Source organism: Achromobacter sp. NFACC18-2, from assembly GCF_900108985.1.
Lineage (GTDB): Bacteria > Pseudomonadota > Gammaproteobacteria > Burkholderiales > Burkholderiaceae_B > Achromobacter.
In genome coordinates, this window is record NZ_FNYM01000003.1 from 96,537 (window position 1) to 109,513 (window position 12,977).

The 12,977-nt window shown below is 69.2% G+C and carries 9 protein-coding genes; all 9 read left to right on the forward strand.

What is annotated here, in order from left to right; genetic code table 11:
• Positions 1 to 43: 43 nt before the first annotated feature.
• The 9 genes from BMW75_RS05340 to BMW75_RS05380 all read left to right on the forward strand — a co-directional run bounded on the left by BMW75_RS05340 (position 44) and on the right by BMW75_RS05380 (position 12,954).
• Positions 44 to 1,189 carry an efflux RND transporter periplasmic adaptor subunit gene (locus tag BMW75_RS05340; RefSeq protein WP_092577626.1) on the forward strand — a complete coding sequence of 382 codons (1,146 nt, stop codon included), beginning with the start codon at positions 44 to 46 and terminating at the stop codon, positions 1,187 to 1,189.
• A gap of 15 nt (positions 1,190 to 1,204) precedes the next feature.
• A complete protein-coding gene (locus tag BMW75_RS05345) occupies positions 1,205 to 4,315 on the forward strand; it encodes a MexW/MexI family multidrug efflux RND transporter permease subunit (RefSeq protein ID WP_092577629.1) in 3,111 nt (1,036 codons plus the stop codon).
• Between the two features lie 10 nt (positions 4,316 to 4,325).
• Complete coding sequence (locus tag BMW75_RS05350; protein WP_092577632.1) at positions 4,326 to 5,786, forward strand: efflux transporter outer membrane subunit; 1,461 nt, start codon at positions 4,326 to 4,328, stop codon at positions 5,784 to 5,786.
• A 57-nt stretch (positions 5,787 to 5,843) separates the two neighbouring features.
• On the forward strand, positions 5,844 to 6,503 hold the full coding sequence (locus BMW75_RS05355; protein ID WP_092577635.1) for a helix-turn-helix transcriptional regulator: 660 nt from the start codon (positions 5,844 to 5,846) through the stop codon (positions 6,501 to 6,503).
• Entirely contained in the window at positions 6,500 to 7,399 is a 900-nt protein-coding gene (locus BMW75_RS05360) for a LysR family transcriptional regulator (protein ID WP_092577638.1), read from the forward strand. The genes BMW75_RS05355 and BMW75_RS05360 overlap by 4 nt, the downstream gene beginning before the upstream one ends.
• 218 nt (positions 7,400 to 7,617) lie before the next feature.
• A complete protein-coding gene (locus BMW75_RS05365; RefSeq protein ID WP_092577641.1) occupies positions 7,618 to 9,114 on the forward strand; it encodes an ABC transporter substrate-binding protein in 1,497 nt (498 codons plus the stop codon).
• Between the two features lie 86 nt (positions 9,115 to 9,200).
• A complete protein-coding gene (locus BMW75_RS05370; protein WP_092577644.1) occupies positions 9,201 to 11,000 on the forward strand; it encodes a gamma-glutamyltransferase family protein in 1,800 nt (599 codons plus the stop codon).
• A gap of 185 nt (positions 11,001 to 11,185) precedes the next feature.
• Positions 11,186 to 12,160: a diacylglycerol/lipid kinase family protein gene (locus tag BMW75_RS05375; protein ID WP_092577647.1), complete on the forward strand. Its 975-nt coding sequence runs from the start codon at positions 11,186 to 11,188 to the stop codon at positions 12,158 to 12,160.
• A complete protein-coding gene (locus BMW75_RS05380) occupies positions 12,157 to 12,954 on the forward strand; it encodes a metallophosphoesterase family protein (RefSeq protein ID WP_092577650.1) in 798 nt (265 codons plus the stop codon). The genes BMW75_RS05375 and BMW75_RS05380 overlap by 4 nt, the downstream gene beginning before the upstream one ends.
• The last annotated feature ends 23 nt before the right edge of the window (positions 12,955 to 12,977 follow it).

Sequence of the window (12,977 nt, forward strand, 5' to 3'; positions counted from 1 at the left end):
GATTATCCAAGCAAATTCTTGTTTAAATAAAGTGAGCGATGACATGAAGGCGAAAGCAGGGGCATGGGCGGCGGGCGCCCTGGCGTTGGCGGCGGCATTGGCCGGCGGGGCGCTTTACTGGAAGTCCGGCGGCGCGGCGCCGGGGGGCGGGTGGACGATGGCGCCGGCCAAGGTGGCCGTGGCCACGGCGGTGCAGGCGGATTTCCCGGTGGTGTTGAGCGGCATCGGCTCGCTGGAGGCGACCCGCCAGGTGCTGGTGGCGGCCGAAGTCGACGGGCGCGTGGCCCAGATACTGTTCACCCCGGGCGAAGCGGTCAAGGCAGGGCAGTTGCTGGTCCAATTGAACGACGCGCCCGAACAGGGCGAACTGGCGCGGCTGCAGGCGCAGGCGCGCAACGCGCGGGCCTTGCTGGATCGCACGCGCCGGCTGGCGCCGCTGCAGGCCGCCACGCGCGAGCAGCTCGACCAGGCGCAGGCCGACTACGAGCAGGCCGCCGCCGACGTGCGGCGCGTGCAGGCGCTGATCGACCAGAAGCGCATCAAGGCGCCGTTCGACGGCGTGCTGGGCGTGCGCCGCGTGAACCTGGGGCAGTTTGCGCGCGCCGGAGACCCGCTGGTGTCGCTGACCGACGGCGCCTCCATGTACGCCAACCTTACGCTGCCCGAACAGGCGCTGGGCGCGCTGCGCGTCGGCCAGCCCGTGACGGTGACGGTGGACGCGCACGCCGGGCGCGAGTTCCAGGGCAAGGTCACGACCGTGGAGCCCCAGGTGGACCCGGGCACGCGCACCGTCCGCGTTCAGGCCGAGTTGGCCAATCCCGACGGCGCGCTGTCGGCCGGGATGTACGCGCATGGCCGGATCAGCCTGCCCGACCGGCCCGGCGTCATCACCGTGCCCGAGACGGCCGTGAGCTACAGCGCCTACGGCGATTCCGTCTATGTCGTGGCGCCGCCCGAAGCCGGCGCGGCGGGCGCGACCCCGACCCCGACCCCGACCGTCAGGCAGACCTACGTGAAAACGGGCGAGCGCCTGCGCGGCCGCGTGGTGGTGACCGAGGGGCTGAGCGCGGGCGACCGTGTCGTGACGTCCGGACAACTGCGGTTGCACAACGGCGCCGCCGTCGAGATCCTGCCCGGCGACACCGTGGCGCTGGATGCGCCCCGCCAGGCCGTGGCGCAGGCGCGGTAAGGCCCGGAGGCAGACATGAAGTTCACCGATCTGTTCGTGCGCCGCCCCGTGCTGGCGCTGGTAGTCAGCACGCTGATCCTGCTGCTGGGCATCAAGGCCTTGAGCGGGCTGCCCGTCAGGCAGTATCCCCTGACCGAAAGCACCACCATCACCATCACCACCCAGTACCCGGGCGCCTCGCCCGATCTGATGCAGGGCTTCGTCACACAACCCATTGCGCAGTCCGTGGCCACGGTCGAAGGCATCGATTACCTGTCCTCGTCGTCCACCCAGGGCCGCAGCGTGATCACCGTGCGGATGAAGCTGAACGCCGATTCCAACAAGGCCATGACCGAGGTGATGGCCAAGGTCAACGAAGTCAAGTATCGGCTGCCGCAGGACGTCTACGACCCCGTCCTGGTCAAGTCCGCCGGCGAGGCGACCGCCGTCGCCTATGTGGGCTTTTCCAGCACCGACCTGTCGCTGGCCGCGCTGACCGATTACCTGTCGCGCGTGGTGCAGCCGCAGTTGTCGTCCATCGACGGCGTGGCCAGCGTCGAGCTGTACGGCGGCCAGACGCTGGCAATGCGCGTCTGGCTGGACCCCAACCGCATGGCGGCGCGGGGCATCTCCGCCGGGGAACTGGCCGAAGCGCTGCGCGACAACAACGTGCAGGCGGCGCCGGGCCAGGCCAAGGGCCTGTACGTGGTGTCCAACATCCAGGTCAACACCGACCTGGTCAGTGTGGCCGAATTCCGCGACATGGTGGTCAAGCGCGAAGGCGACGCCATTGTCCGGCTGGGCGACGTGGCCACCGTGGAACTGGGCGCCGCCTCCACCGATTCCAGCGGCCTCATGGACGGCGAGCCCGCCGTGTATTTCGGCCTGAATGCCACGCCGGTCGGCAATCCGCTGGTCATCGTGAAGCGCCTGAACGAACTGTTGCCCGACATCAAGCAGAACCTGCCGCCGGGCACCAGCGTGCAGGTGCCGTTCGAGCTGGCGCGCTTCATCAGCGCGTCCATCGACGGGGTGACGCAAACGCTGCTCGAAGCCATCGTCATCGTGGTGGCGGTGATCTTCCTGTGCCTGGGATCCTTGCGCGCCGTGCTGATACCGGTGGTGACCATCCCGCTGTCCATGCTGGGCGGCGCGGCCATCATGGCGCTCTTTGGCTTCAGCGTGAACCTGCTGACCCTGCTTGCCATGGTGCTGGCGATCGGGCTGGTGGTGGATGACGCCATCGTCGTGGTCGAAAACGTGCACCGCCACATCGAGGAGGGCAAGTCGCCCGTGCGCGCCGCGCTCATCGGCGCCCGCGAAGTGGCGGGCCCGGTGATCGCCATGACCATCACGCTTGCGGCGGTCTACGCCCCGATCGGGCTGATGGGCGGGCTGACAGGCTCGCTTTTCAAGGAGTTCGCGTTCACGCTGGCGGGGGCGGTGGTCGTGTCCGGCGTGATCGCGCTGACGCTGTCGCCAGTGATGAGCTCATTCCTCCTGAACGGCCGGGTCGCCGACGGTTGGATGGCCCGCAAGACGGAACACTTCTTCGGACGCCTGGGCGACGCCTACGGGCGCGTGCTGGACGTGTCGCTGCATCATCGCTGGGTCACCGGCGTGCTGGCGGTGGCGGTGCTGGCCAGCCTGCCGTTCCTGTACAACGCCGCGCAGCAGGAGCTGGCGCCGGTCGAGGACCAGTCCACGGTCCTCACCGCCATCAAGTCGCCGCAGCAGGCCAACATCGACTATGTCGAAAAATTCGGCAGGAAGTGGGACGACGTCATGAAGACGCTGCCCGAGCAAAAGGGGCGCTGGCTGATCAACGGGTCCGACGGCGTCTCCAACAGCATCGGCGGCGTGGACTTCGTGGACTGGCAGGACCGCACGCGCTCGGCCGACGAGATCCAGGCTGACATGCAATCCATGGCGAACCAGATCGAGGGCAGCAACATCTTCGCCTTCCAGTTGCCGTCACTGCCGGGGTCCACAGGCGGGCTGCCGGTGCAGATGGTGCTGATGAGCGCGTCCGACTACGCCGTGGTCTACGAGGCCATGGAAGGCCTGAAGCGGGCCGCGCGCGAAAGCGGCCTGTTCATGGTGGTGGACAGCGACCTGGACTACAACAACCCCGTCGTGCAGTTGAAAGTGGACCGCGCCAAGGCCAACAGCCTGGGCGTCACCATGAAGGCCATCGGCGACACGCTGGCGGTGCTGGTGGGCGAGAACTACGTCAACCGCTTCGGCATGGATGGGCGTTCCTATGACGTCATTCCGCAAAGTTCCCCCGAGCAGCGCATCTCGCCGCAGGCGCTGGCGCAGTACCACGTCAAGAGCGCCACGGGCGCGCAGGTGCCGCTGTCCAACCTGGTGTCGGTCTCGATGGGCGTGGAGCCCAACAAGCTCACGCAGTTCAACCAGTTGAACGCGGCGACGTTCCAGGCCATACCCATGCCGGGCGTCACCATGGGCGACGCCGTGCAGTTCCTGACGCAGCAGGCCCAGGCGCTGCCCGCGGGCTTCAGCTATGACTGGCAGTCCGATGCGCGCCAGTTCTCGCAGGAAGGCTCGGCCCTGATGATCACCTTCATCTTCGCCATCATCGTCATCTACCTGGTGCTGGCCGCCCAGTACGAGAGCCTGCGCGATCCGTTCATCATCCTGGTGAGCGTGCCCATGTCCATCTGCGGGGCGTTGATTCCCCTGGCGCTGGGCATGGCCACGGTGAACATCTACACGCAGATCGGCCTGGTGACGCTGATCGGGCTGATCAGCAAGCACGGGATCCTGATGGTGGAATTCGCCAATGAAATGCAGGTCAGCCATGGCCTGGACCGGCGCGCGGCGATGGAGCAGGCCGCGCGCGTCCGCCTGCGGCCCATCCTGATGACGACGGCCGCCATGGTCATGGGCCTGATCCCCTTGCTGTTCGCCACCGGTGCGGGCGCGAACAGCCGCTACAGCCTGGGCCTGGTCATCGTGGTGGGCCTGCTGGTGGGCACGCTCTTCACGCTGTTCGTGCTGCCCACCGTCTACACCGTTTTCGCCCGCGACCACCGGGCGGCCCACGACACGCCGCGCGCCCGCGAACTGGCGCAGGCGGACGCCGAGGACGCGCGCGCCACGGGCGCGGCCGCCTGGCACTGAGGAATCGATCATGGACACGCTTCATCTCTCCCCCCGGCTGCGCCGCGGCGCCATCGTGCTGCTGGCCGCGCTGGCCGCCGCCGGCTGCGCGGTCGGCCCCGATTACCGGCCGCCGAACCCGGCGCCCGTCGTTCTGACCAGTCCGGAGCAGGCGCTGTTTCCCACCGACCAGCTCCAGCGCGACTGGTGGAAGCAATTGCAGGATCCGCAACTCGACCGCCTGATCGACCTGGCGCTGGCGCGCAACCACGACATCCGCATCGCGCAGGCGCGCCTTGCCGAATCGCGCGCGGCCCTGGACGAAAAGGAACTGGACAAGCTGCCCGTCGTGACGCTGGGCGGCGGCTACGAACGCAGCCTGTCGCAGGCCAACCCTGGCACGGCCGGCGAGCGCAATCTGGCCGAGAGCTACCGCGCGGGTTTCGATGCGGCCTGGGAATTGGACCTCTTCGGCAGGCTGCGCCGCGCCGCCGAGGGCGCCGCCGCCCGCAGCGAAGCGCAGGCCGCCGATCTGGCGCAGGCCCGCATCGTCGTCGCGGCCGAAGTGGCGCGCAACTATTTCGAGCTGCGCGGCGCGGAGCAGCGGCTGGCGGTGGCGCGCGCCAACCTGGCCAGCCAGCAGGACAGCCTGCGCGTGACCCAGGCCCTGGTGTCGGCGGGCCGCGGCGACGAGGGCGATCTGGCCAGCGCGCGGGCCGAACTGGAAACCGTACAGGCCAGCGTGCCGGTGCAGGAGACGGCGCGGCGGCTGGCGCGCTACCGGATCGCGGTACTGGTGGGCCTGCGCCCCGTCGAACTGGGTGCGCTGGAAGCGGCTGGGCCGCTTGCGCCCCTGACGGCGCGGCTTCCCATCGGCGACGTGGGCACCTTGCTGTCGCGGCGTCCGGACGTGCTGGCCGCCGAACGCAATCTGGCCGCCGCGAACGCCGACGTGGGCGTCGCGACGGCCGACCTCTACCCGCGCATCGACCTGGGCGGCTTCCTGGGCTTTGTCGCGCTGCGCGGGGCGGACTTCGGTTCGGCGGCCAGCCGCGGATTCAGCGTGGCGGCCAGCGCCAACTGGCCAGCCTTCCATCTGCCGACGGCCTTCGCCCGCAAGCGCGGGGCCGAGGCGCGTCTGGACGGCGAGGCGGCGCGCTACGAACAGACGGTGCTGCGGGCGGTGCAGGAAGTGGAGTCCGCGCTGGCGGAGTTCGGCCAGACGCAGCAGCGGCTAGGCAGCCTGGCGCAGGCCGCCGCGCACAGCGGGCGGGCCGCCGAACTGGCGCGGCTGCGCTACCGCGAGGGCAGCGCCCCGTATTTGACCGTCCTGGACGCGCAGCGTACGCTTTTGCGCGCCCAGGACGCCGTGGCCGTCGCCGAGACCGAGTCCTATACGCGCCTGATCGCGCTGGTCAAGGCGCTGGGCGGCGGCTGGCAGGCGGCATCGGCGCCATCGCCGGCATCGGGGACGGGCGCCGGCCCCGGCTGACCCAGGCCCGCCGTCCGTGGCACCATAGGCACTTCTTCCGGAGCATCGATACCCCTCATGTCTGACAGCCTGTCCCACCCGGCCGCCGCGATGCCGCACCAGCCCGCGGACCGCGTGCTCATGACCCTGAAGACGCGCGGGCCGCAATCCATCGCGGTCATCGCGCGGGCGATGGACGTGACGGCCGAGGCGGTGCGCCAGCAGATGACGCGGCTGCACGCGGACGGGCTGGTCGACGCCGAAAGCCGCAGCGCGGGCCGAGGCCGGCCCACCCAGATCTGGTTCCTGACCGAGGCCGGCCACGGCCGCTTCCCGGACACCCATGCCGAAATGACGGTGCAGATGATCGCCGCCGTGCGCCAGGTGTTCGGCGAGGAAGGCATCGACAAGCTCGTGCAGGTGCGCGAAAGCGCCATGTTCAGCAGTTACCGCCAGGCGATGCGGGACGCGCCCGGCCTGAAGGCGCGGCTCGAGCGCCTGGTCGGCGTGCGGTGCGCGGAAGGCTACATGGCCGAACTGCGCCAGGACGGCGCCGATTTCATCTTCATCGAAAACCATTGCCCCATCTGTTCGGCCGCCAAGGCCTGTATGGGCTTTTGCCGCAGCGAGCTGGAGCTGTTTCGCAAGGTGCTGGGCGAGGGCGTGCGGGTCGAGCGCGAAGAGCACATCCTGGCGGGGGCGCGGCGCTGCGCCTACCGCGTCAGCGAACGCCCATGACCCTCAAGCAGCTCGAAGCCTTCTACTGGGCCGCCACCTGCGCCAGCTTCGCCGTGGCTGCTGAACGGCTGCATCTGTCGGTGTCCTCGCTCTCCAAACGGCTCACCGAACTGGAAGACGCGCTGGGCCAGCCGCTGTTCGACCGCAGCGGCCACAAGGCCGTACTCACCGACGCGGGCCAGCGGCTGGTGCCGCAGGCCCGCAGCCTGCTGGCCGCCGCCGACCAGCTTCGCGCCTCCATGGCCGAGACGCCGGGCCTGCGCGGCCGGTGCCGTTTCGGCGTGGGCGAACTGACCGCGCTGACCTGGCTGCCGCGCCTCATCGGCGCCGTGCGCGCCGCCTATCCGGAGCTGGTGCTGGAACCCTATGTCGACATCGGGCAGGTGCTGGAGCAGCGCGTGGCGGACGGCGAACTGGACTTCGCCGTGATCGCCGGGCGCTCGTCCCGGCCGGGCATTGCCTCGTCGCCCATCGGCGAGGCGCGCTTTTCCTGGGCGGCGGCGCCCTCGGTGCTGCAACCTGGCGACACCCGCATGACGATGGCCTTGCTGGCCCGGCTGCCGCTCGTGACCCTGCCGGAAGGCGCGGGCACCACGCGCATCATTGACGACTGGCTGGGCGGACGCGAGGCCGCGGGCGAGCGCCTCTGCTGCAACAACTGGGGCGCCATCGTCGGCCTGCTGATCGAAGGGACCGGCGTGGGGCTGCTGCCCAGCCACTGGGCCGACACGCTGCAGGCCGAAGGCAGCCTGCGCGTCCTGCACGGCGAGCCCGAGCTGGCCGCCTTGCCCTACGCGTTCCAATACCGGCGCGACGACGCCCGGCCGCTGGTCGCCATGCTGCGCGGCACGGTCGCCGCCTCCGCCGATTTTTCGGCCCCCTGCCGGATCCCCTGAATCCGGGCGTCCGCAAGGCGGCCGCCACGGGCGTATAGTGGGCGGCGCGCCCACGCCGGTCTATACAATCGCCGCGCGCCTGGCGCAGAATCCAACAACAACGTGCGCAGCGGGGGATGGACCCGGCGACGCGGCACGACCCCGGGGTCTGTCCTTCCCGCCAGGCGGTGCGCCGGCGCACGAAGCGACAGCCCTGTCGGAACCGACGGAGATCATTCATGCGTAAACTCTGCCTCGCCATGGCCATGGCGGGAATGCTGGCCACCGGATTGGCGCAGGCCCAGTCCACCTTGCGTATCGGGCTGCAGGACGACCCGGACGTGCTCGATCCGGCCCGCGCCCGCACGTTTGTCGGCCGCATCGTGTTCGCGTCGCTGTGCGACAAGCTGGTCGACATCACCCCCGACCTGAAGTTCGTGCCCCAGCTCGCGCAGTCCTGGACCGTCGGCCCGGACAAAAAGACGCTGACCTTCAAGCTGCGCACGGATGCCGTCTTCCATGACGGCACGCCCGTCAACGCCGCCGCCGTCAAGGCCAACCTGGACCGTGCCCGCACGCTGCCGGACAGCAACCGCAAGAGCGAGCTGGCCACCGTCGCCAGCGTGGACGCGCCGGATGACCAGACCGTGGTGCTGAACCTGTCGGAGCCGGACGCCTCCCTGCTGTCCCAACTGTCCGACCGCGCCGGCATGATGATTTCGCCCGCCAGCTTCGACAAGGATCCCGGCGGCAAGCCCGTGTGCTCGGGTCCGTACCAGTTCAAGGAGCGCGTGCAGAACGACCGCATCGTGCTCGAGAAATTCCCCAAGTATTGGGACGCGGCCAATTACCACTTTGACCGCCTCGTCTACACGCCGATTCCGGACAACACCGTGCGCCTGAACAACCTGCGCGCGGGCGACCTGGACATCATCGAGCGCGTGGCGCCCAGCGACACCAAGGCCGTCAAGGACGATCCCAGCCTGCGTCTGGCGCCGGTGACCGGCCTGGGCTTCCAGTCCATCTCGGTGAACATCGCCAACGGCGCGCGCGCCGACCATCCGCTCGCCAAGGACAAGCGGGTCCGGCAGGCGCTGGATCTGGCCATCGACCGCGACGTGCTGAACCAGGTGATCGGCGAAGGCATGTTCCAGCCGGCGTACCAGCCGTTTCCGCCGGCCAGCTTCGCCTACAACAAGTCGTTCGACCGCGCGGGCCGCGATCCCAAAAAGGCGCAGGCCCTGCTGAAGGAGGCCGGCTACGACCGCGTCAAGTTCGAGATCACCTTCGGCAACAACACCACGATGCAGCAGGTCTTCGAACTGGTGCAGGCAATGGGCGCCGAAGCGGGCTTCGACATCACCCTGCGTCCCGTCGAGTTCGCCTCGCTGCAATCCTCGCTGGCGCGCGGCGACTTCCAGGTCGGCCAGAACGGCTGGTCCGGCCGTGTCGATCCCAGCGGCAATATCCACCAATACCTGAGCTGCAAGGGCAACCTGAACGACGGCAAGTTCTGCGACGCCGGCATCGACAAGCTGCTCGACGATGCCCGCGCCGAGGCCGACACCGCCAAGCGCCGCGCCATGTACGACCAGGTGCTGACCGCGATGCAGGACCAGCGTCCCATCATCTATCTGTTCTACCTGCCCTGGACGTTCGGCGTGCAGAGCAAGGTGGAAGGGTTTGTGCCCTATCCCGACGGCCTGATCCGCCTCAAGGGCGTATCCAGGAAGTAAAGCCCCAGGCCCGCAGATGCGGGCCTCTTCACGCGCGGCGCACATTGCAGGTGTCTGACACCCACCCGCCCACAACAGGACCCACCATGTTTACGACTCGCCCGGAAATCCTCGGCACCTTCGGTGTCGTGACGTCCACCCATTGGCTGGCCAGTTCGGCCGGCATGTCGCTGCTGGAGCGCGGCGGCAATGCGTTCGATGCCTGCGTCGCCTCGGCGTTCGTGCTGCAGGTCGTCGAACCCCACCTCGTGGGGCCGGCCGGCGAAGTGCCGGCCGTCTTCTATTCCGCGCGCACCCGCAAGGTCGAGGTGCTGTGCGGGCAGGGCACGACGCCCGCCGCCGCCACGCTCGAGCGCTACCGCGCCGAAGGCCTCAAGCTCATTCCCGGCAACGGCCTGCTGGCCACCGTGATCCCGGGCGCCTTCGACGCCTGGATGCTGCTGCTGCGCGACCACGGCACGCTGCGCGTGCGCGACGTGCTCGAGCCCGCCATTTACTATGCCGAGCACGGCCACGCCCTGATGCCGCGCATCTCCAACACCATCGCCGGCCTGAAGGACTTCTTCGAGACGCACTGGCCCACGACCGCCCAGGTGTACGTGCCGGGCGGGCAGGTGCCGCAGGCCCGCAAGCTGTTCCGCAACCCGGCGCTCGCCCGCACCTGGAACCGCGTGCTGCAAGCGGCCGAAGCCGCCGGCGCCGACCGTGAACGCCAGATCGAGGCCGCGCGCGACGCGTTCTACCGCGGTTTCATCGCCGAAGAAATCGACCGTTTCGCCCGCAACACCGACGTCATCGACGAAAGCGGCACGACCCACCGCGGCGTCATCACGGCCGACGACCTGGCCGGCTGGTCCGCCAGCTACGACACGCCGCTCACCTACGACTACCACGGCTACACGGTGGCCAAGGCGGGCGCCTGGAGCCAGGGCCCCGTGTTCCTGCAGACGCTCGCCATCCTGAAGGACATGGACCTGGCCGGCGTCAGCCCCACCAGCGCCGAGTTCATCCACCGCGTCACCGAGGCCATGAAGCTCGCCTTTGCGGACCGCGAAGCCTATTACGGCGATCCGGCCTTCATCGACGTGCCGCTGGACCATCTGCTTTCGGATGCCTACAGCGCCGAACGCCGCAAGCTGATCGGCGAGACCGCATCGCGCGACCTGCTGCCGGGCCGGGTTCCCGGCTTCGAGGCCCAGGTGGCCCGCGTCATGGACACGCTCGAACGCCTGTCGCCGGTGACCGCGCCGGGCAGCGCCACCAACGAGCCGACGCTCGCCGACATGCGCGCCTCGGCCAAGCGCGGCGACACCACGCATGTGGACGTCATCGACCGCTGGGGCAACATGATCTCGGCGACGCCTTCGGGCGGCTGGTTCCAGTCCTCGCCCGTCATTCCGGCGCTTGGTTTCGGCCTGAACACCCGCGCCCAGATGTTCTGGCTGGAAGAGGGCTTGCCGGGCACGCTGGCGCCGGGCAAGCGTCCGCGCACCACGCTGACCCCGTCGCTGGCGCTGCGCGACGGCGTGCCTTATCTGGCGTTCGGCACGCCGGGCGGCGACCAGCAGGAACAGTGGCAGCTGCTGTTCTTCCTGCGTCACGTGCACCATGGCCTGAACCTGCAGGAAGCCATCGACCTGCCCATGTCGCACACCATGCATTTCCCCACGTCCTTCTATCCCCGGGACCGCAAGCCGGGACACCTGGCGCTGGAGGCCAGCTTCGGCGCCGAGGTGATCGAGGCGCTGCGCCGCCGCGGGCACCAGATCGAGGAAGTGCCGGAATGGTCGGTGGGGCGGCTGACTGCGGCCTCGCGCGATCCCGACGGCCTGCTGCACGCGGCGGCCACGCCGCGCCTGATGCAGGCCTACGCGGTCGGGCGCTGAAGCGGCGGTTCTCGACGGCTGACGGCGGCTCACGAAGGCCCACGTCGGCCCATGGCGGCGCCCGGCGACTCATCGGGACTTGAGGCGTCTTGTAGTGTCTTGTGGCGTTTTGTGGCGTCTTTCGGGATCTTTTGGGATGTTTTGGCGTCTTGCGGCGGCTTACCCGCATAGGGTATGTTTGTGGCATGACGCCATCCGAGCAGAGCCTGGCTACAGCGGCTCGACCCCTCACGGGAACAGAACCTCTTTTCATCGTCCTCAACACCGGATCGGGGCGCGGCGACGCGCAGGTCCTGCAGGACACCATCCGGCGCATCCTCGACGAGGCCGGGCGGCGATACGACCTGATGTCGGTGGACGATCCGTCGCGCCTGACCGACGTCGCGCGGCAGGCGGTCAAACGCGCGCAGGACGCGCAGGGCGTCGTCATCGCCGCGGGCGGCGACGGCACGCTCAACGCCGTCGCGGCCACGGTCCTGGGGCAGGGCGTGCCCTTCGGCATCCTGCCGCAGGGCACCTTCAACTATTTCGGCCGCACCTACGGCATCTCGCAAGAGACCGAAGTCGCCCTGCGCGGCTTTCTGAAAGGCCGCATCCAGCCGGTGCAGGTCGGCCTGCTCAACGGCCGGCCGTTCCTCGTCAACGCCAGCCTCGGCCTGTATCCGCAACTGCTCGAAGACCGCGAAGCCTACAAGCAACGCTACGGCCGCAGGCGCTGGGTCGCCCTGTGGTCGGGCCTGGTCACGCTGATGCGCCAACCGCGCCAGCTCAGCCTGCAGCTCGAGTTCGAGGGCAAGGCGCGCAGCCTGCGGTCGCCAACGCTCGTGGTGGGCAACAACAAGCTGCAGCTCGAGCACGTCGGCATCGACAACGAAGAGCTCGACCGCAACCGGCTGGTCGCCATGGCCGCGCGCCCCGTGGGCACGCTTGCCCTGTACGGCCTGTTGCTGCGCGGCCTGCTCAGCCGGCTGGGCGAGGCCGAGCATGTCATCAGTTTCGCCTTCGACACACTGACGGTGCGCGTGCGCGGGCGCCGGCGGGTCAAGGTCGCGATGGACGGCGAGATCTCCTGGATGGACACGCCGCTCGAATTCAAGGTGGCGGACGATCGCCTGCCCCTGGTGGTGCCGACGGACGCCGAGTACCTGGACCGTTCATGACGCGGATCCTGCATCTGTCAGACACGCATTTCGGCACTGAGCGCAAGGCGGTCGTCGAGGCCGTGCTGGACGTGGCCCGGCAGGTGTCGCCGGACCTGGTCGTGCTGAGCGGCGACATTACCCAGCGCGCCCGGCGCGCCCAGTTCGCCGCCGCGCGCCGATTCATCGAACGCCTGTCACTGCCCGTGCTGGCGGTGCCCGGCAATCATGACATCCCGCTGTTCAACGTCTTCGCGCGGGCGCTCAACCCCTACGGCAATTACAAGCGCGCGCTGGGCCCGATCCTCGAACCCGTGTTCGAAAGCCCCGGCGTGCTGGCCATCGGCGTGAACACCACGCGGCCCAGGCGCCACAAGGACGGCGAAATCTCCGACGCCCAGATCGCCCGCGTCGCCCAGCGGCTGCGCCAGGCCCGTCCCGGGCAGTTGCGCATCGTCGTGGCGCACCATCCCGTGCGGGCCAAGGTGGAATCGGACCTGTCCAACCTCCTGATCGGCCGCGAGCGCGCGCTCGCCGCGTGGGCGCAGGCCGGTGTCGACCTCGTGCTGGGCGGTCACATACACTTGCCCTACGTGTTGCCGCTGACGGCATCGTCGGGGCCGGCGTGCTGGATCGTCCAGGCCGGCACCGCCTGTTCGCAGCGTGTCCGGGGCAGCGTGCCCAATTCGGTGGGCCTGATCACCCGGTCGGTCGAAGACGGCCAGCAGGTCTGCCACGTCGAGCGGTGGGACTATGCGGCCGGCGCAAACGCCTTCGCACCCGTCGACAGGACGCTGGTCACGCTGTTGCAGTAAGCGCGCACTTCGCGCATTTTTTC

Bases quoted from the DNA above. Each gene is read 5' to 3' on its own strand.
- BMW75_RS05340 (WP_092577626.1), top strand. From the start codon at position 44: ATGAAGGCGAAAGCAGGGGCATGGGCGGCGGGCGCCCTGGCGTTGGCG.
- BMW75_RS05345 (WP_092577629.1), top strand. From the start codon at position 1,205: ATGAAGTTCACCGATCTGTTCGTGCGCCGCCCCGTGCTGGCGCTGGTA.
- BMW75_RS05350 (WP_092577632.1), top strand. From the start codon at position 4,326: ATGGACACGCTTCATCTCTCCCCCCGGCTGCGCCGCGGCGCCATCGTG.
- BMW75_RS05355 (WP_092577635.1), top strand. From the start codon at position 5,844: ATGTCTGACAGCCTGTCCCACCCGGCCGCCGCGATGCCGCACCAGCCC.
- BMW75_RS05360 (WP_092577638.1), top strand. From the start codon at position 6,500: ATGACCCTCAAGCAGCTCGAAGCCTTCTACTGGGCCGCCACCTGCGCC.
- BMW75_RS05365 (WP_092577641.1), top strand. From the start codon at position 7,618: ATGCGTAAACTCTGCCTCGCCATGGCCATGGCGGGAATGCTGGCCACC.
- BMW75_RS05370 (WP_092577644.1), top strand. From the start codon at position 9,201: ATGTTTACGACTCGCCCGGAAATCCTCGGCACCTTCGGTGTCGTGACG.
- BMW75_RS05375 (WP_092577647.1), top strand. From the start codon at position 11,186: ATGACGCCATCCGAGCAGAGCCTGGCTACAGCGGCTCGACCCCTCACG.
- BMW75_RS05380 (WP_092577650.1), top strand. From the start codon at position 12,157: ATGACGCGGATCCTGCATCTGTCAGACACGCATTTCGGCACTGAGCGC.